Here is a 24,799-nt window from a genome sequence, read left to right as displayed (position 1 = left end):
GCGCGGCGGCCGAAATTACGCCTGCTCGAGCTGGTCGCGCAGCATTTGGTTGGCCAGCTTGGGGTCGGCCTTGCCCTTGGTGAGCTTCATCAGCTCGCCCATGAACATGCCGGTCAGCGACTTTTTGCCGGCGCGGTACTCGGCCACCTTGGCGGGGTTGGCGTCGAGCACCTGCTGCACCAGGGCCGCCAGCTCGCCCGAATCGGCCTGCTGCAGCAAACCCAGTTGCTCGGCGGCCTCGCTGGCCGACTGGGCCGGGTGCTCGAGCAGGTGCGGGAACAGCTGCTTGGAGGCTACCGAGTGGTTGATCTTGCCTTCGTCGATGAGGCCGATGATGTCGGCCAGGTGGCGGGCCGTGAGCGGGAACTCGCTCATGGCGTAGGCGCGCTCGTTCAGGAACGACTTCACCGGGCCCTGCATCCAGTTGGCGGCGGCCTTGGCGTTGGGCGTCAGGCGGGTGAGCTCGTCGAAAAACAGGGCAATGTCCTTCTCCGCCGTCAGCACCGAGGCGTCGTAGTCGGACAGGCCCAGCTCGCCGGTGAAGCGGGCGTAGAGCTGCTGGGGCAAAGCCGGCAGCTCGGCCTGCACGCGGTGCAGCCAGGCGTCGTCGACGATGACGGGCGGCAGATCCGGCTCGGGGAAGTACCGGTAGTCGTTCATCGTCTCCTTGGTGCGCTGGGCCTGGGTGGTGCCGGTGGTGGCGTCGAAGCCGCGGGTCTGGCTGATGACTTCCTCGCCGGCTTCGAGCAGGCCGATCTGCCGCTCAATCTCGTGCTCGATGGCGCGCTGCACGTTGCGGAAGGAGTTCATGTTCTTCACCTCCACCTTGGTGCCGAACTTCTGGGCGCCCACGGGCATCACCGAGATGTTGGCGTCGCAGCGCAGGGAGCCTTCCTCCATGTTGCCGTCGCAGATGCCTAGGTACTGCACCAGTTTCTTGATTTCGGTCAGGTAGGCGTAGGCTTCGTCGGCGTTGCGGATGTCGGGTTCCGACACGATTTCAATCAGGGGCACGCCGGCGCGGTTCAAGTCCACCAGCGTCTCGGTTTCCCCGGCCAGGTGCATCGACTTGCCCGCGTCTTCCTCCATGTGAATGCGGGTGATGCCGACGGGCTTCACCGTGCCGTCGGCCAGGCGAATGTCGACGTGGCCGTGGCGGCAGAGCGGGGTTTTGTCCTGGGTTATCTGGTAGCCCTTGGGCAGGTCGGGGTAGAAGTAGTTTTTGCGGGCGAAGTGGTTGTCGCGCGTGATCTGGCAGTTGGTGGCCAAACCCATCTTGATGGCAAACTCCACGGCCGTGCGGTTGATGCGCGGCAGGGTGCCGGGGTGGCCCAGGGTGATGACCGAGAGGTTGGTGTTGGGCAGGGCGCCGTACTCGTTTTCGTCGGCCGAGTACATTTTGCTGCGCGTCAGCAGCTGCGCGTGCACTTCGAGGCCGATAACCGGCTGGTATTTCGCTTTGATGCTTTCGTCCATAGGTTGGCAACCGGCTGGAGCTTCAGTTCGCGCCGGCATTATTAAGCTGCAAGTTAGGAACCACCGCGCTTTTCTGCGTTGTCGGGGCGCAGTGCGCCAAAACCCCGGCTAATCCAGGCAGTCGGCCGCCGGGGTGTCAGCGGGCTTTGGCGGGCAGCTTCTCCCGGGGGTCGTACACGGCGCCCAGCCGGGCCGCGTTCTGTTCCACCGTGATGGGAAAGCCCAGCTTTTGGCGCCGGGCGTTGACCTGCGCCGGGTTCTGAATGGGCCACACGACCATGGTGCCATCCGAGCGCACCCAGTTGGCCGTTTGGGTGCCGTACAGCTGCTTGCGGCCCGAATACATGAGCAGCCGGTCGCGCATGGTGGCCGCGTCGGTTTTGCTGGCTTCGCCCCGGGCCGCCATCTGCTCCATCAGCGGCAGGTAGCGCCGGATGGTTTTCTCGTCGGCGTGCTGCACTACCAGGTACACCGTGCGGGCGCCCTGTTCGCCCACTAGGCTTTGGGGCAGCCAGCCGTATTGGTCCAGCAGCGGCAGCACCAGGCGCTGGTTGACGGAATCGACCTGCCGCATGCGGGTATAGAACGCCCGGGCTTTCACCGAGTCCGCGGCCAGCTCGGCAAAATTCACCCGCCTGACTTGCTGGTCGCGGTGGTATACCGAGTCCAGCGCCTGCTTCAGCCCGGCAATTTTTTGCTCGTCCAACCCCTGGCGCGCGTGGCGGGCCGCAGCCCGGCACCCCGGCAGCGCGTGCGCCCCGGCTACGACGGCAGTCAGCGCCAGCAGGCGCAGCGCGGCGCGGTACCTGATAAAAAGCATGAAATCTGATAAGAAGACCGGAGTACGGCTAGTTGCATTAAACCGGGCCCGGCACGTGCCGGACCCGGTGCAAGGGTCGATAGAAACCAGCAGGCAGAATTGGCGGGGGCCGGCTCGTTGGGCGGCAATTAGTTCCTGCTACTCCTGCCCGGCCGCGGCGGCGCGGCGCGTGGGGTAATAGAAGAACTGGCCCTCCATCACGCTGGGCACGGGCTGGCCTTCCTCGGTGGCGGGCTGCAGGCGCGGCAGGCGGCGCACGGTTTCCAGGGCGGCTGCGTTCAGCTGTGCGTCGTCGCTGGCCAGCACCCGGGGCTCGAGCACGTTGCCCAGGCTATCCACGCCGAAGGCCACGTGCACGGCGGCATCGGTGGCGCGGCTGTAGCCCTTGGGCAGAAACTGCGCGAACTGCTTCTGCATGCCCTGAAACAAGGCCACCTGCCCGGCGCCCTTTCCCGCCAGGCGGGCCGAGCTGCGGTACAGCGGGCACTCTTCCAGCACCTGACCGCCGGGGGCGTAGCACTCCCCTTTCACCACCGCCCCGGCACGATTCTGCTGGTCACGGCGCGACTTGCCGGTGGGGAAGTAGGTTTTCATGGGTCCGTCGGGCTTGCCCAGGCGGTAGCTCACGTCCTCGCGCAGCTGCCCCGAAGGGTACCACTCGCGGCTGCGGGCGTGCAGGGTGCCGAAGGGCAGCTCGCTGCTGAAGCCTGCGTCGAGCAGCTGCCGGTGGCCCTGCACGGTAAAGCGCCGCACCCGCCACTTCACGCCCAGACTGTCGGCGCGGCGCATCACGTCGTAGGCGTAGGCGCCCTGGGCCGAGGGCAGCGGCACCAGGTCCCGGTCGAGGTAGCGCACGCCGGCCCGCTGGTTTTCCAGCTGGTCGAGGGTAGCCACCACTTTTACCTGGGCCTGGGAGAGCGAAGCCGAGGCCAGCAGCAGGCCGAGCAGGGAAGCACAGCGGCCGGGCGCCGCCGCAAAGCGAAGTGCAGTCATAGTGGGCGAAAGATACTGGACGGGCCGCAACCAGCCCACTTCCAGCGCCATTCCGGCGGGCTACTCCCGTGTGGTACCAGCGGGTTTTCTTAGGCGCGGCCGCTGGCGCGCGCTGCGCGCCCCTACCCCACGCGGGTGGTTTCGATCAGTCGGATGGTGCGGGCCACGTCTTCGTACTCGGTCAGGCGCACCAGGCGCAGCACCGCGGCCGGCCAGGGGCCGGGCTGGGCAATGCGCTGGCCCAGGCGGTGCACGGTGGCGTCCATGCCGCCGATGTGGGCCGGCCGCCGGTCGGGCGGCAGGCTGGCCAGCAGCACGGCGTTGGCCCAGGCCGCCCGCCGCGCCGCCCCGATGCTGAAGTTCAGCACGTCGGTTTGCTGGGTGGCGGCCACGCGGCTCAGCCAGCGCATGGGCCGCCACACCTGCTCCAGGCACTGCTGCACGTCGTCGAACAGCGCGCTGATGACCGCGTTGATGCGGTTGAAGTCGGTTTCCAGCGCGTGAATGCGCGGGCCGGGGGCCACGGTGGCCGCCGCCACGGCCAGATCGAGGTTGATGTGGGCGTTGATGCCCAGCAGCAGGTGCTGCAGCACCACCAGCGCGGGGTTGGGGCAGCCGTCGAAGGCGTGCTGCCAGGCCGCGGGGCAGGCGGCGCGCCGCCCGTGGGCCTGCCAGGCGCGGAGGTAGCGCCAGGCAAACACCACGTCGAGTTGTTCCATGCGCGGGCCGTCCTCAAACGCCCCGGCCGCAATGCCCGCGGCCACGGCCTCGGTCATGCGCTTGTAGAGGGCCGCGAAGTAGCCGGCGCGGTGGCGCGTTTGTTCGCAGTGGCGCACGATGGCGTCGAGGGCCGTTACGACTTCGGGTAGGGTGCGCGGTTCCATGCTGGCGCGGAATGCAGACCCCGGCCTTCGGGGGCAGGCTTTAAGATAAAGAAGCCGTTGCGGAAGTTATCGGCCCGTCATCCCGAGTACAGCCGAGACATTCCGCGTGCTTTCGTCGAATAGCTCGAAAAAGGCCGTCATGACGTCCTAAACCACTATCCGCACACACTCCTGGCCGCGGCAGCGCCCCGGCGCTTGTTTGAGTGGACGGTGACCAACGTCAGCGCCGAACGGCTCGGCATGACGCCCTTTTTTATTCACTGTCCACACACCCTAAGGGAAGACGATTTCCAGGGTGCAGTGGGTGGCCACCGGGTCGCCGTCGCCGTGGGCGGGCTGCCAGGTTTTCAGCTCGCGCACTAGGCGCAGGGCGTGCTCGTCGTGGGTAGCAGTGGCGCCGCGCACCACGCGCGGCTCCTGCACCTGCCCCGTGGGGTCGATTTGAAAGCCCACGTAGACCTTGCCCGGGGCCAGCTTGGTTTTGCCGCGCCAGCTGGCCAGCTCGGCTTTGCGCTTGAGCTCGGCCAGCAGCTCGGCTTCGCCACCGGGGTAGCGGGCCGGCGCGTCCATGGCGGTAAACGGGGCGGCGCTGCCGTCGGGCGCGAAGCACTGCCCCAGCACCTGCCGGCCCTGCTGGTGGTACTCCAGCCGGCGCAGGGTGCCATCGGGGTAGAACGTGGTTACCTGCCCGTCCTTGACGCCCCGCAGGTACTGCTCCCGCGCCTGGGGCTGCCCCGAGGAATACCAGCGCAGCGCCGGGCCGTCGCGCAGTTGCCGGTCGGCGTCGGCGTAGGTTACCAGCGCCACCAGCCGGCCCGGCGCCTCAAAGGTTTGCTCCACCGTGGCCGGGCCTTCGCGGCGGCGCACCACCCAGCGCGCCGCGCCGCCGCGCCCGGGCAGGGGCCGGGCCGTGGCGTCGTAGAACGTGGTGTCGGGGGTGCCGGTCGGAGCCGGGGACTGAGCAGCCAGCGGCGAGGCAAGCAGCGCGAGGCCGAAAGCCGGGACAAGGGAAAAGCGCACGAGAAAATGAGTAAACGGGTCCGGGGTCCTGGTAGGCGGCCTAGATTCGAAGGGCGCCGCAACCAACTCCTCGCCTCAAGGGAACCTTGGGTAAATGGAACGCGGAAAATAACTGCGACTGGCGGCACGCCCAAAGCCCTTGGCTACGTGCCGAACCAGCCGGGGCAGCCGAGACTCGACTCGGCCTAGGCAGTGCCGATGACGCCACCCGCCAAGCGTGGCCCAGCTGAGCCCGGGCATTGGGCGAATTGCCGGCATTATCAGCGGGACCGATGCTCGTAGATGAGGCCGCCGGCGAGGGCTTCGTGGGTGGGCTCGCCTTCCTGTGTGGCGGGCTCAAACCGCGGCAAGCTGCCGATGGCTTTGAGCACCGCCGCATTCACGTGCTCGTTGCGGCCCAGCAAAATGCGGGGCTTCTGCGCGTAGCCCAGGCTATCGACGTAAAACGCGTAGTACGTGGTATCCTGCGTCCGGCCCGCGTAGTTGGCCGGCATATACTGCGGGTACTGCTCGTTGATCCAGGTAAACACATCGGCGGTGTTGCTGCGACCGGGCCGCCGGAACTGCGCATACGTGTGGTACGGCGGGCAGCTGATGGCCTCGCCTTGCGCGCCGTAGCAGACCGAGCGCACCAGCCGACGCCGGTGGTATTCGGCCACGCGGCGCGGCTTGCCGTTGGGATAATACGTTCGCAACAGGCCTTCCACGTAGCCTTTGTGGTAGGTCAGTTCCTCGCGCAACTGTCCGCCGGCGTACCATTCCCGGCTATACCCCTCGAAGCCCACCCATGGCAGTTCTCCGCTGAAACACACATCGAGCATCACTTGCCGGGTTGCCTGGTCGTAGCGCCGCACCCGCCAATCGATGCCGGCGCTGTCTTTGCGCTGAATCAAGTCGAAATAAGCGGCCCCGCGCGCATCGGGCAGTTCTGCCCACCACCGATCCAGGTAATGAATGGCGGCAGCTTTGTCCTTCATTTGAGGTACTACGGCAATAACGGGCAGGGAGGCATGGTCGGCGGCCGGGTGGGTAGGCCCCTGTGCGCGCAGGCCGGCGCCCTCAGCCCCCGCCGCCAGCGGCTGGCTGGCATGGAAATCCTCCGCCACCCTGCGGCGCTCGGCAGATGCGGCTTGTTGGGCGCAGTCGGCTAAGGGCAGCAAGCCCAGCAGAGCGCCAGCGGTGACGCGGGCAAGCAAAGACATATTCAGCGGAGACGTCCCGGGGTACTGCCCCAGCCTGGATTAATAGAACGCTAAATGTAACGGGCCACTGGCGGCGGGCCCAAAATCCATACGCTCGCCGCAAGCCATTCACGCGGGCCAAGCAGTCGGCTGCTTCGTTTGCGACAACTCAGTTCAAGCCTAAATGCCGGCGCCGGCGAAATCCATTGATTCCGCCGGCGCCGACAAGTGAGTGGGAAAAACCGGCCGGAGCAGCCCCGGCCGCCGGCACTATTTATCCGCCAGTACCTGGTCGATGCGCCGGATAATGCCGCGGTTGTTTTCCATCACGTGGTGATAGCGCTGCACGATTTCGTCAATGGCCACGTCCTTGTCGAGATAATTCCGCATTCGAAAGCTGGTCATCAAAGTCAGGAAATTGTCGCTTGACCTATCCAGATTATCTTCCAGGTAGCTGGAAAGCTTTTGCTCTTTGTTTTGGGTAAACCCGCGGGTGGCATCCAGCAGGCCCGGAATCAGCTCTTGGTAGTTTTCCAGAATGCTGTTCAGCAGCTGTTCGTCTTCAATAACCCCAAGCTTCCCCGACGATTTCAGGCCTTCGAAGCGGCTGTTGTTCGGCACCAGGTTCACCGTGTTGCCCAGCGTCCACTGGTATTTTTTTACGCTGTCGGGATTGAGGGTTTGCGGGGTGAGCGTGCGGAAAAACCGGTAGCCGCGCTGCATGTGGCAGTAGCTGAGCGAGTCGCTGCGGAGCTCCTTCAGATCATTTGTTAAATCGGCGCGCAGGCCCACCAGGAACTTGCGCTCGGTTTCCCGGTCCACCGATTGTTCGTGCCGGTCGTGCAGCCACATCGACAGAAGGATGGCAAACACGATGATGGCAATTTCCAGCAGGATTTCCCCTGCCCGGTGCTTCCACGAGCCGCCGTGCTGCTCCGTCATACCCAGTGCCTTTTTGCCGTGTTTCTTGATGAGGTCAACTTCAACCATAATCGTGATGCGCTGAAAAAGCCTAGCCCAGCAGGCTCTGAATCAGCCCTTCGGCTTTGCTGATGGCCGCGTCGAGGCCGGCGGCGTTCTTGCCGCCGGCGGTGGCGAAGAACGGCTGGCCGCCGCCGCCGCCCTGGATGTCCTTGGCCAGCTCGCGCACCAGCTGCGAGGCGTTGAGCTTGCCGCCCTTGGCCAGCTCATCGTCGAGCATCACAGCCAACTGGGGCTTGCCCTCGATGTCGGCGCCGAGCACCAGCACCAGGTTGGGCACCACCTGGCGCAAACCGAAGGCCAGCGTCTTGAGGCCGTCGGCCGAGCGGGCGGGCACTTTGGCGGCCAGGAAGTTCACGCCATTCAGCTCGCGCACCTGGCCGGCCAGCTGGTCCTTGAGCTGCCCGAGCTGCTGCTGCTCGGCCTGCTCCAGCTGCTTGCGCAGGGCGGCGGTTTCGTCGCTGAGCTTCTGAATGGTGGTGGTCAGGTGCTGGGGGTTGCCCAGCAGTTCGCGCACCTGCCCCAGCAAATCCAGCTGCTCGTCCACGAACTGCTCGGCCAGCTCGGCCGTCACGGCCTCGATGCGGCGCACCCCGGCCCCCACGGCCGACTCGCTCACAATCTTGAAGAAGCCGATTTCGCCGGTGTTGGGGGCGTGAATGCCGCCGCACAGCTCCACCGAGTACTCGGGGTCGAAGGTGATGACGCGCACCGAGTCGGCGTACTTCTCGCCGAACAAAGCCATGGCCCCGCGCGAGCGGGCTTCTTCCAGCGGCACGCTGCGCTCCTCGCCCAGCGGAATCTGCTGGCGAATGCGCTGGTTTACCAGGCGCTCCACCTCGCGCAGCTGGTCGTCGGTGACCTTGGAGAAGTGCGAGAAGTCAAAGCGCAGCAGCTTTTCGTTCACGAGCGAGCCGCGCTGGGCCACGTGGGTGCCCAGCACCTGGCGCAGGGCGGCGTGCATGAGGTGGGTGGCCGAGTGGTTTTTGCGAATCTGCTCGCGGCGGGCCTGGTCCACGCGGGCTTCCACCACGGCGTCCAGGTCCTGGGGCAAATCGAGCACGGTGTGCACGATCAGGTCGTTTTCCTTGCGGGTGTCGATGACGCGCACCTTGGACATGGGCGTGAGCAGGTAGCCCGTGTCGCCCACCTGCCCGCCCGACTCGGCGTAAAACGGGGTCTGGTCGAGCACGAGGTGGTACTCGGTTTTGCCCTTCTGCGTCACGGCGCGGTAGCGCAGAATGCGGGCCTCGGCCGTGGTGGCGTCGTAGCCCACGAAGCGCGGCAGTTCCTGCGAGGGCTCCACGATGGTCCAGTCGCTCTGCTCCTGCTCGGAGGCGTTGCGCGAGCGGGCCTTCTGCTGCTCCAGCTCGGCCTTGAACTCCTCCTCGCTCACCGTCAAACCCTTTTCGCGGGCCAGCAGGGCCGTGAGGTCGAAGGGAAAGCCGAAGGTGTCGCTCAGCTCGAAGGCCGACTTGCCGTCGACGTGGTTGCCGTGCTGGCGGAAGCCTTCTTCCAGGGAATCGAAGCGGCGCAGGCCGTTTTCGAGGGTGCGCAGGAAGGCAATTTCCTCCTCCTCAATCACCCGCGTGACAAACTTCTCCTGCTGCTTGAGCTCGGGGAAGATGCTTTGCATGTGGTCGGCCAGCACGGGCACCACCTTGTAGAGGAAGGGCTGCTTCTGATTGAGCGAAGAGAAGGCGTAGCGCACGGCGCGGCGCAGGATGCGGCGAATCACGTAGCCGGCCTTCACGTTGGAGGGCAGCTGCCCGTCGGCAATGGTGAAAGCAATGGTGCGCACGTGGTCGGCAATGACGCGCACGGCAATGTCGGTTTTCTCGTGTTCGGTGGCCGGCGGGGTGTTCACGGTGGCCGGGGCCGTGCCGTGGTACTCCACGCCGGCTTCCTTGGCAATGAACTGAATCAGCGGCTGGAACACGTCGGTGTCGTAGTTGGACTTGACACCCGACACGGCCATCATCAGGCGCTCGAAGCCCATGCCGGTGTCCACGTGCTGGGCGGGCAGCTTCTCCAGCGAGCCGTCGGCCTTGCGCTGGAACTCCATGAACACGTTGTTCCAGATTTCCACCACCTGCGGGTGGTCGGCATTCACCAGCTCGGCGCCGCTTTTCTGGGCCCGCTCCTCCTCGCTGCGCAAATCCACGTGGATTTCGGTGCAAGGACCACACGGGCCCGTATCGCCCATTTCCCAGAAGTTATCCTTCTTGTTGCCGGGCAAAATGCGGTCTTCGGTGGTGTACTGGCGCCACAGGGCCTGCGTCTCGGTATCAGCCGAGAGCTTATCCCCGGCGTCGCCCTCGAAGTAGGTTACGTAGAGGCGGTCCTTGGGCAGCTTATACACCTCGGTGAGCAGCTCCCAGGCCCAGGCAATGGCGTCGGTCTTGAAGTAGTCGCCGAACGACCAGTTGCCCAGCATTTCGAACATGGTGTGGTGGTAGGTGTCGTAGCCTACCTCCTCCAGGTCGTTATGCTTCCCGCTCACGCGCAGGCACTTCTGCGTGTCGGCCACCCGCTTAAACGGGGCGGGCTTGTTGCCCAGGAAGTAATCCTTGAACGGGGCCATGCCCGAGTTGATGAACATCAGCGTGGGGTCGTCCTTCACCACGATGGGCGCCGAGGGCACGATGTGGTGGCCCTTGGAGGCGAAGAAGTCGAGAAACTGCTGGCGAACCTGGTTGGCGGAGGGAAGCGACATAAGCGGCGGTGCGCGAACATTCCGTTCGCGGATCGGTGAGTATCGGGAAGACAGCCCGGCCGGCCGGGAAATTGGCCGGGGCCGGGTTTTTGGCTACTTTTCGGCTACTGAAGCCGCCGCGGCGGCCCCGGAAAGCACTTTCGGCAAAGGTAGAAAGGTATTAGGTATTGGGTAGTAGGTAACAGGACATTGTTTCCTGACGCGCCCCCGCCCCCTTTTTCATCCTGATACCTGCTACCAACTACCCAGTACCAGCTATGCCCTACAAAGAGCGCGACATCGAGAAGCAGTACTACACCATCGGCGAAGTGGCCGCGCAGTTCGACGTGGCTCCCTCGCTGATTCGCTTCTGGGAAACCGAGTTCGAGGACCTCAAGCCGCGCAAGAGCAAGAAGGGCAACCGCCTCTACTCGCCGCAGGACATTGAAATCTTCCGCACCATCTACCATTTGGTAAAGGAGCGCGGCTACACCATTCCCGGCGCCCGCGACCTGATGAAGCAGCGCGGCCCCCAGCTCAAGGAGCGCGTCGACGTGATTCACTCCCTGGAAAAAGTGCGCAGCTTCCTGGTGGGTTTGCGCAAGGAGCTGGACGCAGCCGGCAAGCAGCCGGGCAATGGCTGATGGAAACCATGAACCGCTATAAAAACGTAGCTACCCGAACGCATACTGAAGGTTTGGGAGCAGGCATGACTGCTTTCTCCGTTGTGTCAATAACTTCGGTAATCGTCTGGGTAGCGGCATTATTCATCTATGCCTTGCAACAACCCGCAGGAGCAAGGGTAGTTTCAGGGCTGTTGCTGGTGCCTTTGTACGCCGTAGCGGTTTTGGGACTGGGAATATATTGGTGGTACTATCAGCAGCGTACCGCCCGGTTCTTCGGCATGTGCATCGGGTTGATACCTACTGTCTGGCTGATAGTAAGAGCCATAAGCCTTTAGCTTGATTGCTCGAGCAGCCGGCCTGGCAGCGTAATTAGCCGAACTAGTCAGGTTTTCAGCCCGTTCGAGCTATCAACGTGGCGCCGCCGCGCGGCTATAGGACTGATGGTGGCTGGGAAACTATATTTACCGCTTACCGCTCCTATTCCAAGCTCCGCAAATACCAACGACGCATTACCGTGCCACTATTTTCATCCGCCACCGATTCCCCGGTGCCCGCTGCTTCGACGGAGCCCGCTTCCCTCCTATCCGAAGTTGCCCTGACCCTGCTGCCCGGCATCGGGCCGCTGGTTACGCGCCAGCTCATCGGCTACCTGGGCTCGGCCCAGAACGTGCTGGAGGCCAGCCCCGGCCGGCTGCTGAAGGTGCCCGGCGTGGGTCCGGCGCTGGTAAACGTGCTGCGCAACAGCGCCGGGGCGCTGCGCCAGGCCGAACTGGTGCTGCGCCGCGCCGAACACGAGGGCGTGCGCCTGCTCTACTACTCCCGCCCCGACTACCCCGCCCGCCTGCGCCCCGTGCCCGATGCGCCCGTGCTGCTCTACTTCCAGGGCCCCGCCGACCTCAACAATCCGCGCACCCTGGCCATCGTGGGCACCCGCCAGGCCACCGACTACGGCCGCGAGCAGACGGAAAAGCTGGTACGCGGCGTGGCGCCCTACCAGCCGCTCATCATCAGCGGGCTGGCATACGGCATCGATATTGCCGCTCACCGCGCGGCCCTGCAGGAAGGTCTGCCCACCGTGGGCGTCATGGCTACCGGGTCCGATGGCATGTACCCGGCCGCCCACCGCCGCACGGCCGACAAGATGCTGGAAAGCGGCGGCCTGCTCACCGAGTTTCCCTTCGGCACCGGCCCCGACAAGTACAACTTCCCCGCGCGAAATAGAATTATCGCCGGGTTGGCCGACGGTACCGTGGTAGTGGAAGCGGCCCAAAAAGGCGGGGCGCTCATCACCGCCGAGCTGGCCCTGGACTACAACCGCGAGGTGCTGGCCGTGCCCGGCAACCTGGGCGCGGCCGCCTCCGAGGGCTGCAACCTGCTCATCCGTAACCAGCAGGCCAGCATCTACACCGGCCCGCAGGATATCGAGCAGACGCTGAACTGGGACCAGGCCCTGCATCCCATGCCACCCGCGCCCGCCCTGAACCCGGCCGACTTTACGCCCGAGGAGTTTCGCGTGGTGGAAGTGCTCACGAGTCGGGGCGAGCAGCAGATTGATGAGCTGAGCTGGCAGGCCCAGCTGCCGGTGCATCAGGTGGCTTCGCTGCTGCTGGCGCTGGAGTTTCGGGGGCTGGTGAAGGCCCTGCCCGGCAAGAAATTCGCGCTGCTATGAGCCCAGCCAACGCAGCCCCCGAATTTCTGCTGCACCGGGGCCAGCTGCTCCCGGCCGCCGGTTTTACCCTGCCCCACTCCTCGCGCGCCGCGCTCTACGGCGACGGTTTTTTCGAGACGCTGGTGTGGTCGGGCGGGCGGGTGCGCTACCGGGAGTACCACCTGGCCCGCCTGCACCGCGCCGCCGCCGTACTGCGCCTGCAGCTGCCACCCGAGCTCCTGTCGGTGGAAAGCGTTACCGAACTGGCCGCCCGGCTGACGGCGGCCAATCAGCTCGACCAGGCCCGCCTGCGGCTGCAGTGCTGGCGCCGGGGAGCCGGCCTGTATTTGCCCGAAACCAACGCGGCCGACTACCTGCTGACGGCCGCACCGCTGCGCCTCAGCGAGGCACCGGTGCCCACGGCCGGCTTTGCCCGGCAGGTTCGCACGCTGGCCGGCCCACTGGCGTTTTGCAAGGGCCCGCAGGCCTGGCTCTACGTGCTGGCCGCCCAGGAGCGGCAGGCCCGCGGCCTGGGCGAGCTGCTGCTGCTCGACGCCCGGGGCTGCGTGGCCGAAGCCGTGGCAGCAGCCGTATTCTGGCTGAAAGGAAATGACTTGTATACCCCGGCGCTGAGCACGGGCTGCGTGGCCGGAGTACGGCGGGCCCACCTGCTGGCGGTAGCCCGGGCCCACGGACTAGCCTGCCACGAAGGCGCGTTCGAGCCCGCCGCAGTGCTGGCGGCCGACGCCGTCTTCACGGCCAATGTGGCGGGTATTCGGGCTATTGAGCAGCTGGACGGGGTGGTGCTGGGCAGCAGCGGCCACCCGGGGCTGGCGGCGCTGCGGCGCTGGGAAGCGGTAGATTAACCGGCCGCGCTGAGGGTGCGGCAGCGCAAAGCCAACCAGCTTTCTTCGAATTCGACCAGGTCGGCTTCGGTTACGTCGTTTTCGCGCAGCACCTGGGCGCGGGGGCGGGCGCCGGCGTCGAGGGCGTAGAGGGCAACCCAGGCGCGGTGCTGCCGCGATAGGGTGCTGGCGGGGTGCGGGTGCAGGGGTAGAGTAAGCAAGGTAGGTGTGGTGGAGGTGGTAGGGGCAACTACGAGTTTGCCGTTGGATTGGATTATGGCGGGCGGGTTTAATTTTTCTAACGCAAATATTGCCCGCTTCATTGCGCTTATCCTTCCCGTCCCCGCTCACATAATGATGTGAGAGCCTGCTTCCACCCGGTGCCTAGTGTCCAAAATCACCGCCCGGCATCCCAACGCCGATTTCCTGTTACTCCCGAAACCGATAGGATAGCGCCACGATTTCGGTGCCGGCCTTGCCCGGCACGAAGCGCAGCCGCCGCAGCGCGTACACCGCCGCTTCCTGCATAGCCTGCCGGGCCGCCGATTCTTCCGCCGCTTTCAGGGGCTCCGCCGACCGGAACTCTGCCTCCAACAGCGTGGCGGCCGTAACGTAGCCGGCGGCCGAAACCGTGAGCTGCACGCGCACCGTGCCTTCCAGTTGCGCCCGTAATGCCGCCGTCGGATACCGCACAACCCTTCTTATCTGCGCGCAGTAGGCGGGGTCGGTGGCGCATTCCTGCCCGGTCTTCAGCCCCCGGCGCACCAGGGCCGAATCGGGCAGGGCGGCCAGCTGCACGGAATCCTACCGCCACTGCTGCACCTGCTGCCGCGCCCGCGCTTCGGCAGCCCGGGCGCGCGCCTCAGCCCCGCGCTGGCCTGCCGAAGGAGGCGGCGCGGCTGCCCGCACCGGGGTGCGCGCCGGCCAGTGGTTGTAGCTGCGCTGGGCCTGGGCCCGGCCGCTGAGCAGCAGCCCGGCAGCCAGTAACAGCGGCGCTGTAGTCGGGAAAAGCTTCATCGTTCGCAGCTCAGGCAGTGGAAAGAGACAGGGCCTGAACGGGCGCGGCGGCGTTTTTCGTGGTGGGCGGCGCCTAAACGGCTACCGGCGCCTTGATGGCGGGGTGCGGGTCGTAGTTTTCCAGCTTGAAGTCCTCGATCCGGAAGCCGAACAGATCGGTCACCGCCGGGTTCAGGCGCATCTGCGGCAGGGGGCGCGGTTCCCGGGTGAGCTGCAGGCGAGCCTGCTCGAGGTGGTTGGTGTAGAGGTGGGTGTCGCCGCCGGTCCAGATAAACTCGCCGGGCTGCAGGCCGGTTACCTGGGCCACCATCAGCGTGAGCAGGGCGTAGGAGGCAATATTGAACGGCACGCCAAGGAATACGTCGGCCGAGCGCTGGTAGAGCTGGCACGAGAGGCGGCCGTCGGCCACGTAGAATTGGAAGAGCGCGTGGCAGGGCATCAGGGCCATCTGGTCGAGCTCGGCCACGTTCCAGGCCGACACCAGGATGCGGCGCGAGTCGGGCGAGCGGCGCAGCTGGTCGAGTACCTGCTGCATCTGGTCGAGCTGGCCGCCGCGGCCGTCGGGCCAGCTGCGCCACTGCTTGCCGTACACCGGGCCCAGGTCGCCGTTGGCGTCGGCCCACTCGTCCCAGATGCTCACGCCGTTCTCCTTGAGGTAGGCCGTGTTGGTGTCGCCGCGCAGAAACCAGAGCAGCTCGTGGATGATGCTCTTCAGGTGCACCTTCTTGGTGGTCACCAGCGGAAAGCCCCGCTGCAGGTCGAAGCGCATCTGGTAGCCGAACACGGAAAGCGTGCCGGTACCGGTGCGGTCGGTTTTCGGGGTGCCGTGGTCGAGAATGTGCTGAACGAGGTTGAGGTACTGCTGCATGGCGGCGGGGTGGCGCGGGTAGTCGGCAAAAGTAGCATGCCGGCGGTTTAGCCGCCGGGAAAAGTGCGTCGCCCCGGCTGACTGAGGCGGGCAACGTACCTCGTTCAGCAGCCGCGCCCGCGGTATTTTCCGCTCAGAATGCGGCTACTATGCTTCCGGCGGCAACTCCCGTGGCTACTTTTGCGCTACTACCGCGACCTGGCTGCTCAACTTTCGACCCGCCCGCTGGCCATACGCTGGTTGCGGCGGCTCAGTAGTCGGTCCCCGCGCTCCGCCCACTCTCACCCCCCCGCCTTGCGTCTACTTCTGCTCTTTCTCCTGCTTTTCCCGGTTGCAGCCTTTAGTCAGCACTATCGCAAGGTGGTACCCCGGCGGGGCGACGTGATTTCGAAGCTGCTGATCCGCCACGGCCTGAACCCGCGGCTCTACGAGCGGGATTTTGTGGCCCTGAACAAGCCCCTGCTCGGGCCGCGCAACAGTCTGCGGGCGGGCAAAACCTACCGCCTGCCGGCGCGCAAATCGGCGGCCCGGCTGACGGCTCGCACCAGCGCCAAGAAAACCGGGACGCGGCCAGCGGCCGCCGCAGGTGAGAAAGTGAAATCGGTGGCGGGGCGCAGCGGCAGTACCGCGCTGCTGTTCGGCAAGTACGGCCGGCCCCGGGCCTCCGACCAGGCGCTGCGCGGGGCGGTGTTCTACCTCATGTCGGGCCACGGCGGCCCCGACCCGGGCGCGGTGGGCCAGTACGGCAACGCCAAGCTGGCCGAAGACGAGTACGCCTACGACGTGACCCTGCGCCTGGCCCGGGTGCTGATGGAGCACGGCGCCACGGTGCACATGATCGTGCAGGACCCCAACGACGGCATCCGCGACGAGGGCGTGCTGCCCATGGACGCGGACGAACTGACCCACCCCAACCTGACCATTCCGCTGGGCCACGTAGCGCGCCTGCGCCAGTACGTCAACGCCATCAACCGCCTGCACGGGCGCTACGGCCGCAAAACGTACCAGCGCATGATTACCATTCACATCGACAGCCGCTCGGCGGGCATGACCACCGACGTGTTTTTCTACCACCACGAAAACAGCGCCGTCGGGCTGCGTTTGGCCAAAAACATCCACCAAACCTTCAGCACCCGCTACAAGCGCTACCAGCCCAACCGCCCCTACGTGGGCACTGTGTCGCCGCGCACCAGCCTGTACGTGGTGCGCAACAGCTACGCGCCCACCGTGTTCATCGAGCTGGGCAACATCCGCAACGACAAGGACCAGCGCCGCTTCGTGCTGGCCCAGAACCGCCAGGCCCTGGCCAACTGGATCTGCGAGGGTGCCATTGCCGATTACCGGAAAAAGTAGGGCGCAGTGGTACATACCGCCGCTGCGCACCTCACGCAAAAAGGCCCCGCACTTTCCGGTGCGGGGCCTTTTTGGTAAGCTGATTATCCCCTGACTACTGGGCCGTAGCGGCGGCCGTCGTCGCGGGCTTGGAGTCGGTGGTTTTCTCGGCCGAAGCGGCGGCGCCCTTTTTCATGCAGCAGGAGGGCGTGCCGGCGGTGGCGCCCTTGTCGGCGCAGCTGGCCTTCATCTCGGTCGAGCAGGCTTCTTTCTTGGCTTTCTTGGCCTTGCCTTTTTCGTCTTTGTCATCGGCGGCGGCGGTACCAACGAAGGCAAACAGGGCCAGGGCGAGCAGGGCGTTTTTCATGGGGCGGAAAAGGGTGGGTGAAGGAAACAAAACCGGAAAACGGGCGGTTGGCTCACCGCCGGGTTTAAAGATAGAAATAATCCGGTACCGCCGACGCCCCGTTGGTGGCCGCGCGGCCTTGCTGCTTGGGCCCGCGCCCCGCCCCTGTTCTGCCCCCTGATGTCCGTTCGCTCCTATAGCTACCTCACCCTGCTGCTGCTGACCCTGCTGGGCGCCGCCTGCGTTACCGGGCTGGCGCGGCTGCGCTTCAACTACAACTTCAACGACTTCTACCCCACCGGCGACCCGGATCTGGCTTACTACGAGCAGTACAGCGCCCGCTTCGGCAACGACAACGACTACGTGCTGGTGGGCCTCGAAACCCCGCCCGGCCGCAGCCTCTTTGAAGCCGACTTTGCCCGCCGCGTCGACCAGTTCAGCCGCTTTGCCCGCCGCCAGCCCCAGGTGGTGTACGTGTTGTCGCCCACCACGGCGGCCAACCCGGTGGTGGAGGGCCTGGGCGTGTTCAACGTGCCCTACCTGCACCTCGACCAGCTCGCCGACCCCGCGGTGCGCGCCGCCGACTCCAGCCTGATTTACCGCACGCCCGGGCTGGTGGGCAACCTCTTTGCCCGCGACGCCCGCGCCGTGACGGTGCTGCTGCAAACCACCCCCGACCTGAAAAAGCCCCCCGGCGACTCGCTCATGAGCGCCCTGCGCGGCGAGCTGCAACGTCTGGGCTTCGCCGACGAGCAGATTCACCTGGGCGGCAAGCTGGTGGCCCAGTCGGTGTTCGTCGACCGGCTGAAGGTGGAAATGGCCCTGTTCGTGTCCTTGTCGGTGCTGCTGGTGATGGGCCTGCTCTGGCTCACCTTCCGGGCCTGGTGGGGCGTGGTGCTGCCCCTGGCGGTGGTGGCCGGCGCCACCGTGGGCGGCCTGGCCCTGGTGGGCTGGTTCGGGGCGGGCATCGACCTGATGACGGCCCTGCTGCCGGTGATGATGTGCGTGGTGGGCATTGCCGACTCGGTGCACCTGCTCACGCGCTACGTCACCGAAACCGGCGAGGGAACCGCCCCCATCCCGGCCCTGCGCATCAGCCTGCGCGAATCCATGTTCGGCTCGGGCCTCTCGGCGCTGACCACCTCGCTGGGCTTTTTCACGCTCACGGCCAGCCACATCCGGCCCATCCACAACTTCGGCCTCTACACCGGCTTGGCGGTGCTCATTGCCTACGGGCTCACTTTCACCTTGCTGCCCGCCCTGCTGGTGCTGCTGCCCCGCCCCCAGCAGCGCCACGGCGCCGGCCGCAGCTGGGACGGGCCGCTGGGCCGCCTGTTCCGGCTGGTGCTGCGGCGGCGGCGGCTGGTGTTTACCGTGGCCGGACTGGTGTTGGCCGGCAGCATCGCGGCGGCCAGCCAGGTGCGCATCGAGTCGCGCCTGCTCGACGATCTGGCCGACGACGACCCGGTGCAGCTGGACTTCCGCTTTTTCGAGCGGCAGTTTGCTGGCGTGCGCCCCTTCGAGCTGCACCTGGCCCCAGCGGCGGGCCGCTCGGTCTACGACCTGGCCGTGCTGCGCGAAACCGAGGAAATTGAGCGCTACCTGCAGCGGCGCTACGGCCTGCAGTTCGTGGCCTCGCCCGTCACGGTGGTCAAGTCGGTGCGCAAAGCGCTGAAGGGCGGCGGCCTGAGCGAGTACCGCCTGCCCGACTCGGAAGCCGAGCTGCGCCGCCTGCAGCGGCAGCTGCGCCGCGTGAGCCAGCGCCCCGAGTTTCGGGCCCTGGCCGCGCCCGACGGCCGCGAGGGTCGCCTCACCGGCCGCATGCCCGACCCCGGCAGCACCGTAGTGGCGGGGCTCAATGCCGACCTGCGCCGCTTTATCGAGCAACACACCGACCCCACGGTGCTGCGCACCCGCCTCACCGGCTCGGCCCTGCTCATCGACAAAAACAACCAGAACCTGACCCGCGACATGCTCATCGGCATCGGCGTCGACGTGCTCATGGTCACGGTCATCGTGCTGGTCTTGTTCCGCTCGCTGCGCATGGTGCCGGTGGTGCTCATTCCCAACCTGCTGCCCATCGTGGTGGTGGCCGGGGTGATGGGCCTGTGCGGGGTGCCCATGAAGGTGAGCACCAGCATCATTTTCACCATCGCCTTCGGCATTGCCGTCGACGACACCATTCACTTCATCAGCAAGCTGCGGCTGATGCTGGGCCAGGAGCCCACCGTACAGCGGGCCGTGAGCCGCACCTACCGTTTGGCCGGCAAGGCCGTCATCGTCACCTCGCTCATCCTGGTGGGCGGCTTTAGCACCCTGCTGTTTTCCTCGTTCGACGGCACCTTCTACGTGGGCCTGCTCATCGGCCTGACGCTGCTCATGGGCGTGGTGGCCGAGCTGACCCTGCTGCCCCTGCTGATTCTGGCGTTCTACAAGCGGCCCCGCGTGGGCCGGGCCCGCCGGGCGCAGGCTGCCTAGTGCCTAAACAATTTTGAGGTAAACAATTTGAAAAAGTTTAGAGCGGAATTGTTTAGCGGCTGATTCGCTCTGTTGAACTCCCCGGGCTGCCGTGCGTAGGTTTGTTCCGTATGAAAGTGAACTACCCCTGGGCCCTGCTGCTGGCCGCCGGCTTGCTGGCCGGGCCCGCCGCTGCCCAAACGACCTCCCCCGCCCCGCCCGCCGACCCGGTGCCGGGCCTCATCCGGCAGCGCGAACAGCTGATTCGGGAGTACGAAGCCGCCAGTGCCCAGCGCAATGCCCTGCTGGCCAACAAGCCCTCCAAAAAGGACTTGCAGGAAGTTATCGACGTGCTCAAGGGCATCATCCGCAAGGACACCGAGATTGTGCAGGCCCTGAAGGAAAGCTCGCTGCGCCGCACCGCCGGCATCGTGGCCGAAAAGCAGCAGGCCCAGCAGCAGGCCACCGTGGCCCAAACCGACCAGGTGTCGACCCGCCAGCGCTTCTACGACCTGGAAAACCAGATTCAGAACCTGCAGCTGCGCGAGCAGCAGCGCGAAAAAAAGCTGCGCGAGGCCCTGGCCGCCGCCCAGGAGGCCGAAGCGGCCCGCACCACGCCCGAGCTGCTGGCTGCCGGCCTGGCCGTGCTCTGCGCCGGGCTGCTGTGGGTTATCTTTCGGCAGCGCCAGCGCGCCGCCCCCGCGGCCCGGCGGCGCAAGTAGCCCCGCCTTCTGCCCCACCATGCTCGTTGTAGCCGCCGAATACCTGACCTACACCGAAGCCGTGGGCCTCTACCGCCGCCTCCACGACGAGGCCGGGGTGGTGAGTCTGGTGAAAAACTACGGTCCGGCCACCCTGCCCTTCGGCGACGGGCTCTACTTCCGCCTGCTCATCGAGGAAGAAGACGTGGCCGCCGCCCGGGAGATTGTGGCCGCCTTTGAGCTGCAGCGCACCGAGCGCGCCGCCGTGCGCTGCCCCCGTTGCGGCTCCTACGAGGCCTGGCCCGAGCCCGAAGCCTGCCAGCCCTGGTACAAGCGCCTGTACTACGCCGGCACTACTTTGTACCGCTGCCAGCGCTGCGGCGAGGAGTTTTCGGGCTGAAGCGGCTGGTTTTCCCAGTCGCCCGGAAACAGCGAAGCCCGGCTGCCTTCACAGGTAGCCGGGCTTCTAATCCTGGGGCCATCTTACCAAGCGACCGGCCACCGGGGACACCGGTGCGGCCATCTTAGTTCAGACCTGCCGTAATGCAGGGAAACATACGCTCCCCCACGACACTTGAGGGTTACGCGCGTTCGGCGGTGAAGCGAACGACATTACTCAGGCTTGGCAGGATGGATTTGGGACTATCAGACATTTTGTACCTCCTTTCTTATTGGTGAAACATGGCCCTGGGGGCGCTACCAGCAATTTAGGTCCGCTGGCCGGGGCTGTAGCCCTCGCTACGGACACTAAAGTTATATACCGGCCGAATGGTTCAAAATAAAACGGCGCTTTTTTTAGCCGCCGGCCCGCCTTATTTTCCAGTTTACTGAGGCTCAGGCGCTTTATTTTCGCTTGCGGCGCGAGGTTTGGGGTTGCCGCCCGGTATTGGTACGCTCCTTGCCATTGGCCGCCCGACGCGCCTGTTGCGCCGTCGGGTTGCTTTTGTATCTTTTCCCCACCAACCACACTCTCCCACTCTCTTCTCATGATGAAAAAACTGTTTTTGTGCCTGGCGTTGCTGCTGGGCGTTGCTGGCCTGGCTTCCGCTCAGTCGCTCTCGCCCCTGGGGGTTTGGACCAACAGCGAGAAGAAAGCCACCTTCGAGATTTACAAGTGCGGCAATAAGCTCTGCGGCAAAATTGTGTCGCTGACCGTGCCCAACGACCCGGCCACCGGCAAGCCTAAAACCGACACGCAGAACCCCGACCCCAAGCTGCGCAGCCGTCCGCGCCAAGGCATGGTGTTCATGCAGGGCTTTGAGTACGACGACGACAACAAGTGGGACGACGGCAAGATCTACGACCCGGAAAGCGGCAAGACCTACTCCTGCTACATGAAGATGATCAACGCCAACACCATGGAAGTGAAAGGCTACATCGGCTTCTCCATGATTGGCCGCTCGCAGACCTGGACGCGGGTGAAATAACCCCCCGGCATCTGCCCACGCCTACCGGCGCCCGGACCGCAAGGACCGGGCGCCGGCTTTTTTGTACCTTTTGCTCAGCCTACTCCCCCCGCTTTGCTTTCTTCCCCGCTGCGCCGCTATCTGCTCCTGTCTATTCTGCTGCTTGCGGCCCGCTGGGCCCCGGCGCAGGTGTCGCCGCCCCTGGGCGTGTGGGCCGATGCGCAGGGCGACACCCAGATCGAGCTCTATAGCTGCGGGCAGCAGCTGTGCGGGCGTATTGTGCAGCTGCGCCAGCCCACCGATGCCAACGGCCAGCCCCGCCAGGACGTGCGCAACCCCAACCCTGCCCGGCGCACCCAGCCCTGCCTGGGCCTCGTGGTGTTGCAGAAGCTGCAGTTCAACGCCACCGAAAACCGCTGGGACGACGGCGAGATTTACGACCCCGACAACGGCCGCACCTACTCCTGCTACGTGCGCCAGCTGGCTCCCGACCGGCTCGAGGTCAAGGGCTACATCGGCTTTCCCTTCGTGGGCCGCGCCCAGGTGTGGACGCGGGTGCGCTGAGGCGGCCTGCTGACCGCAGCGCCCACCCGCCCCTGAGCCGCGGAAACTATTTGCCGGGCCGGGTGTTTTCGGCCTGTCCCAACGCAATTCCCCGGTTTTGTTGCACCTTCTCCAACGGCTTCTGGGCCGGTTCGCGCCCGCGGCGGCGTGGCGGCCCCTACGGCGCTCGGCCAGCGAGCTACGCGCCTATGCCCGCTGGGTGCAGCAGCAAACCTACCGCAACTGGCTGGCGCCCTACTTCAAGGCCTACCACTACGGCAAGGCCGGTATGGGCTGCGGCGCCCAGGGCCTGCGGGCCCAGCCGCTGAACGAAGGCGGGCAGCAGGGCACGCTGCTGTTTTACGACCCCAGCATCGGCCCCGAGAACTTTCGCCACCTCTTCGATCTGATTCGTGACCGGGTGCAGGACCTGGGCTACCAGTTGGCCTGCTCCGACGTGCGCACCCGCCGCCACCCGCGCTACACCGAAACCATTGCCAAGCACCTGCTCAAGCCCCTGCCCACCAGCTGCCCCGAAACCGGCCGCTGCCAGCAGCGCTTCGGTACGGTGGCCGTCGACCTGGTGAGCCTCAACGACCGGCCGGGCTTCATTCGCCTGGTCAGCAGCGCCTGCACCTTCGACGACGCGGTGTTCTGCCCGGCCTATTCCTTCGATCAGCTCATGGAAGCCGTATTCAACGAGGCTTCGCCCGATAGGCCCAGGGAGCCCTGCCAACCCGCATAAAAAAAGCCCCGCCGTTGCTGGCGGGGCTTTTTTTGTGGTCGTTGCCGATCCAGCCTACTCCTTCACGAAGCGGGCAAACTGCACGGCCCGGCCATCGGCGAGCAGGCGCAGGTGGTAGAGGCCGGGGCTCAGGGCCAGCACGTTGAGCTGGGCTGCCGACGCCGTCAGGGCCTGGCGCAGCACCACGCGGCCGGTGGCGTCGGTTACCTCGGCCTCGCTCACGCGGGCGGGCAGCTCGGCCAGGCGCAGCACGTCCTGGCAGGGATTGGGGAATACCTGCGTCTGGGCTACGCGCCGGGCGGCCAGCGAAGCCAGCACCAGGCTGTTGTCGCGCACCACCGAGCCGTTGCCATTGAGCACCCACTGGTTGGGGTCTACATCAACGCCCACCACGGTTTCGCCGGCGGGCAGCGCCACGCTGAACTCGGTAACCGCCTGGGCCTGGCGGCGGCGCACCAGCTGGCTCTGGCCCGAGGCAAAGCGCAGGCGGAACTCCAGGTCGGTATCGAAGAAGGGCGTCACCGTGGGCATCGACACGCTTTCGGTGGAGCGCAGGTGGAAGGTCGTGCCCACCTGGTTCCAGCGCACGGCGAAGCTGGGGAAGCCCTGGCCGTAGATCCACTGCTGGAAGAAGTAGTTCAGCGGGCGGCCGGCTTCCTGCTCAAACACGCGCATCAAATCCTCGGTGCGGGCGGTACGGCCGGCGTAGGTGTTCTGATAGGTACGCAGGGCGCGGAAGAACTTCACGTCGTCGTTGAGCAGAAAGCGCAGCATGTGCACCACGGTGCCGCCCTTGGCGTAGGTCAGGCGGCTGCTGAAGATGCGGCTCACGTTGGCCGAGTCGGCGTCGGGCACGCGCACGCTGCCGTTGGCGGCGGACGTCACGAAGGCGTGGTCATCGTCGAGCCAGCGGCGGGCGTTGGCGGCGGTGCTCAGGGCGCTCAAACTCAGGTATTCGCCGTAGGTGGCAAAGCCCTCGTTCAGCCAGATGTCCTGCCACTGGCCGCAGGTCACGTTGTCGCCAAACCACTGGTGAAACAGCTCGTGGGCGGTGAGCGTGAACTCGAAGTTGGCCTGGGTGGTCATGGTCTGGTGCTCCATACCGCCGCCGATGGGCCCCATCGAGTGGCCGTACTTTTCCTTGGCGAAGGGATAGGGCGACACCAGGTTGGAGAAGTTCACGATCATGGCCGGCGTCTGGTCGATCAGGGTTTTCTGGTCGGTCAGCACCTGGTTGTTGTAGATGTAGTGCAGCACCGGCACCACGCGCCCGTCGGGCAACGTGGCGGGGGTGTTGTACTCGATGTAGGGCGCGCAGGCCACCGAAATCAGGTAGTAGGCCGTGGGGTAGCGGGTTTTCCACTCGTAGCGCACCTTGTTGCCGGGCAAATTCACGGTGCGCTGCAGCACGCCGTTGGAGCCCACCTTATTGGGCAAATCGGTGGTGGCCCACACTTCTACCGAGTCAATCTTGTCGGTGAGCACCTGCTTGCAGGGAAACCACTCGTAGGCCGAAAACGGCTCACTCAGACTCCAGGTCACCTGGGTGCCGTAGGTGGGGCTGGTGCCGTTGTCGAGGCCGTTGCCAATGGCGGCCGAGCTGCCGCTGGGCGCCGTGCCGCGGTAGTACACAGTGGCGTCGAACAGGGCGCCGGCGGCCACGGCCTGGGGAATGCGGGCCGTCACGTCGCCGGCGGCGCGGCGCCAGCCCGGGCTGCGACGGCCGTTTACCACCACCGAGTCGATGGTGTAGGTGGCGTACAGCTCGAAGGCCAGCGAGTCGAGGGCCTGGGTGGAAGTATTACGGGCGCGCAGGCGCACCGAGCCGCCGATGTTGAGGTTGAGGTTGCTCAGGCCGATGTCGAGCTTGTAGTAGTTCACGTCGTAGCGCTCCATCTTCTGGCGGTGGCGCACGGTGTGCACCGGCTGGGCCAGGGCGGCGCGCTGGTGCGCGGCCGCGCACTCGGCGGCGGCCGAGCGGTAGATGGGGCGCCGGGCCCCGTCCTGGGCCAGCAGCGGCAAGGCGCTCAGCCAGCTAAGGCCGGCGGCTATTACGGGTAAAAATCGCATGCAAACGGTCTGCGCAACGGGTGAAAAGAAAGCTGGTCCGCCCCGGCCCCTCGGGCCAAACGGGAAGCCAAGATACGCCGCCGCCCACACAAATCCGCCGCCGGACTCGCGGCCCGGGGGTGTTCATCCACCACGATTTCCTTGT

Annotated in this window: 24 protein-coding genes; 10 read left to right on the top strand and 14 right to left on the bottom strand. The window is 65.8% G+C overall.

What is annotated here, in order from left to right:
• Window positions 1-15: 15 nt before the first annotated feature.
• From gatB to alaS, 8 genes are all read right to left on the bottom strand, one after another.
• On the bottom strand, window positions 16-1,476 hold the full coding sequence (gene gatB / locus ACE191_RS03755; RefSeq protein ID WP_400190846.1) for an Asp-tRNA(Asn)/Glu-tRNA(Gln) amidotransferase subunit GatB: 1,461 nt from the start codon (window positions 1,474-1,476) through the stop codon (window positions 16-18).
• A 136-nt stretch (window positions 1,477-1,612) separates the two neighbouring features.
• Entirely contained in the window at window positions 1,613-2,296 is a 684-nt protein-coding gene (locus ACE191_RS03750; protein WP_400190845.1) for a DUF6624 domain-containing protein, read from the bottom strand.
• A gap of 138 nt (window positions 2,297-2,434) precedes the next feature.
• Window positions 2,435-3,289 (bottom strand): energy transducer TonB, encoded by an 855-nt coding sequence (locus tag ACE191_RS03745; protein ID WP_400190844.1) that lies wholly within the window; start codon window positions 3,287-3,289, stop codon window positions 2,435-2,437.
• 122 nt (window positions 3,290-3,411) lie between these two features.
• On the bottom strand, window positions 3,412-4,173 hold the full coding sequence (locus tag ACE191_RS03740; RefSeq protein WP_400190843.1) for a DUF5995 family protein: 762 nt from the start codon (window positions 4,171-4,173) through the stop codon (window positions 3,412-3,414).
• A gap of 273 nt (window positions 4,174-4,446) precedes the next feature.
• The gene (locus ACE191_RS03735; protein ID WP_400190842.1) at window positions 4,447-5,193 is read right to left on the bottom strand and encodes an energy transducer TonB; all 747 of its coding nucleotides are present in this window, start codon (window positions 5,191-5,193) and stop codon (window positions 4,447-4,449) included.
• Between the two features lie 260 nt (window positions 5,194-5,453).
• Window positions 5,454-6,395 (bottom strand): toxin-antitoxin system YwqK family antitoxin, encoded by a 942-nt coding sequence (locus ACE191_RS03730; protein ID WP_400190841.1) that lies wholly within the window; start codon window positions 6,393-6,395, stop codon window positions 5,454-5,456.
• Between the two features lie 249 nt (window positions 6,396-6,644).
• Window positions 6,645-7,364, bottom strand: coding sequence for a hypothetical protein (locus tag ACE191_RS03725; RefSeq protein WP_400190840.1), 720 nt, complete (start codon window positions 7,362-7,364; stop codon window positions 6,645-6,647).
• 22 nt (window positions 7,365-7,386) lie between these two features.
• The gene (gene alaS / locus ACE191_RS03720; RefSeq protein ID WP_400190839.1) at window positions 7,387-10,071 is read right to left on the bottom strand and encodes an alanine--tRNA ligase; all 2,685 of its coding nucleotides are present in this window, start codon (window positions 10,069-10,071) and stop codon (window positions 7,387-7,389) included.
• 257 nt (window positions 10,072-10,328) lie between these two features.
• Here alaS and ACE191_RS03715 point away from each other — a divergent pair, with 257 nt between their 5' ends.
• The 3 genes from ACE191_RS03715 (at window position 10,329) to ACE191_RS03705 (ending at window position 13,190) form a co-directional block, all read left to right on the top strand.
• Window positions 10,329-10,694 (top strand): MerR family transcriptional regulator, encoded by a 366-nt coding sequence (locus tag ACE191_RS03715; protein WP_400190838.1) that lies wholly within the window; start codon window positions 10,329-10,331, stop codon window positions 10,692-10,694.
• Between the two features lie 529 nt (window positions 10,695-11,223).
• Window positions 11,224-12,345 (top strand): DNA-processing protein DprA, encoded by a 1,122-nt coding sequence (dprA, locus tag ACE191_RS03710; RefSeq protein ID WP_400190837.1) that lies wholly within the window; start codon window positions 11,224-11,226, stop codon window positions 12,343-12,345.
• Window positions 12,342-13,190, top strand: a complete 849-nt coding sequence (locus ACE191_RS03705) for an aminotransferase class IV (protein ID WP_400190836.1) — start codon at window positions 12,342-12,344, stop codon at window positions 13,188-13,190. Before dprA ends, ACE191_RS03705 begins: the two co-directional genes overlap by 4 nt.
• Here ACE191_RS03705 and ACE191_RS03700 read toward each other — a convergent pair.
• The 4 genes from ACE191_RS03700 to ACE191_RS03685 all read right to left on the bottom strand — a co-directional run bounded on the left by ACE191_RS03700 (window position 13,187) and on the right by ACE191_RS03685 (window position 15,054).
• Window positions 13,187-13,390 (bottom strand): hypothetical protein, encoded by a 204-nt coding sequence (locus tag ACE191_RS03700; RefSeq protein WP_400190835.1) that lies wholly within the window; start codon window positions 13,388-13,390, stop codon window positions 13,187-13,189. The two genes, ACE191_RS03705 and ACE191_RS03700, sit on opposite strands and share 4 nt — an antisense overlap.
• 208 nt (window positions 13,391-13,598) lie before the next feature.
• Window positions 13,599-13,967 carry an energy transducer TonB gene (locus ACE191_RS03695; RefSeq protein ID WP_400190834.1) on the bottom strand — a complete coding sequence of 123 codons (369 nt, stop codon included), beginning with the start codon at window positions 13,965-13,967 and terminating at the stop codon, window positions 13,599-13,601.
• Window positions 13,968-13,973: 6 nt separating this feature from the next.
• Entirely contained in the window at window positions 13,974-14,186 is a 213-nt protein-coding gene (locus ACE191_RS03690) for a hypothetical protein (RefSeq protein WP_400190833.1), read from the bottom strand.
• A gap of 73 nt (window positions 14,187-14,259) precedes the next feature.
• Window positions 14,260-15,054 (bottom strand): thymidylate synthase, encoded by a 795-nt coding sequence (locus tag ACE191_RS03685; protein ID WP_400190832.1) that lies wholly within the window; start codon window positions 15,052-15,054, stop codon window positions 14,260-14,262.
• 294 nt (window positions 15,055-15,348) lie between these two features.
• Between ACE191_RS03685 and ACE191_RS03680 the strand changes: the two genes are divergently transcribed.
• Window positions 15,349-16,407 (top strand): N-acetylmuramoyl-L-alanine amidase, encoded by a 1,059-nt coding sequence (locus ACE191_RS03680; RefSeq protein ID WP_400190831.1) that lies wholly within the window; start codon window positions 15,349-15,351, stop codon window positions 16,405-16,407.
• 94 nt (window positions 16,408-16,501) lie between these two features.
• Here the strand turns inward: ACE191_RS03680 and ACE191_RS03675 are convergent, their stop codons facing one another.
• Window positions 16,502-16,753 (bottom strand): hypothetical protein, encoded by a 252-nt coding sequence (locus ACE191_RS03675; protein ID WP_400190830.1) that lies wholly within the window; start codon window positions 16,751-16,753, stop codon window positions 16,502-16,504.
• A gap of 159 nt (window positions 16,754-16,912) precedes the next feature.
• Between ACE191_RS03675 and ACE191_RS03670 the strand changes: the two genes are divergently transcribed.
• From ACE191_RS03670 to ACE191_RS03645, 6 genes are all read left to right on the top strand, one after another.
• Window positions 16,913-19,210: an RND family transporter gene (locus tag ACE191_RS03670; RefSeq protein WP_400190829.1), complete on the top strand. Its 2,298-nt coding sequence runs from the start codon at window positions 16,913-16,915 to the stop codon at window positions 19,208-19,210.
• Window positions 19,211-19,320: 110 nt separating this feature from the next.
• Window positions 19,321-19,911: a hypothetical protein gene (locus ACE191_RS03665; protein ID WP_400190828.1), complete on the top strand. Its 591-nt coding sequence runs from the start codon at window positions 19,321-19,323 to the stop codon at window positions 19,909-19,911.
• 19 nt (window positions 19,912-19,930) lie between these two features.
• The gene (locus ACE191_RS03660; protein ID WP_400190827.1) at window positions 19,931-20,290 is read left to right on the top strand and encodes a hypothetical protein; all 360 of its coding nucleotides are present in this window, start codon (window positions 19,931-19,933) and stop codon (window positions 20,288-20,290) included.
• Window positions 20,291-20,876: 586 nt separating this feature from the next.
• Complete coding sequence (locus ACE191_RS03655) at window positions 20,877-21,317, top strand: DUF2147 domain-containing protein (protein ID WP_400190826.1); 441 nt, start codon at window positions 20,877-20,879, stop codon at window positions 21,315-21,317.
• 93 nt (window positions 21,318-21,410) lie between these two features.
• Complete coding sequence (locus ACE191_RS03650; RefSeq protein ID WP_400190825.1) at window positions 21,411-21,860, top strand: DUF2147 domain-containing protein; 450 nt, start codon at window positions 21,411-21,413, stop codon at window positions 21,858-21,860.
• Between the two features lie 97 nt (window positions 21,861-21,957).
• Complete coding sequence (locus tag ACE191_RS03645; RefSeq protein WP_400190824.1) at window positions 21,958-22,584, top strand: hypothetical protein; 627 nt, start codon at window positions 21,958-21,960, stop codon at window positions 22,582-22,584.
• A gap of 54 nt (window positions 22,585-22,638) precedes the next feature.
• Here the strand turns inward: ACE191_RS03645 and ACE191_RS03640 are convergent, their stop codons facing one another.
• Entirely contained in the window at window positions 22,639-24,654 is a 2,016-nt protein-coding gene (locus tag ACE191_RS03640; RefSeq protein ID WP_400190823.1) for a M1 family aminopeptidase, read from the bottom strand.
• Window positions 24,655-24,799: the final 145 nt, after the last annotated feature.

This window comes from Hymenobacter sp. B81, from assembly GCF_044628455.1.
Classification (GTDB): Bacteria; Bacteroidota; Bacteroidia; order Cytophagales; family Hymenobacteraceae; genus Solirubrum.
The sequence above is the reverse complement of the archived record's forward strand: the minus strand, read 5'-3'. Positions and strand labels throughout refer to the sequence as shown.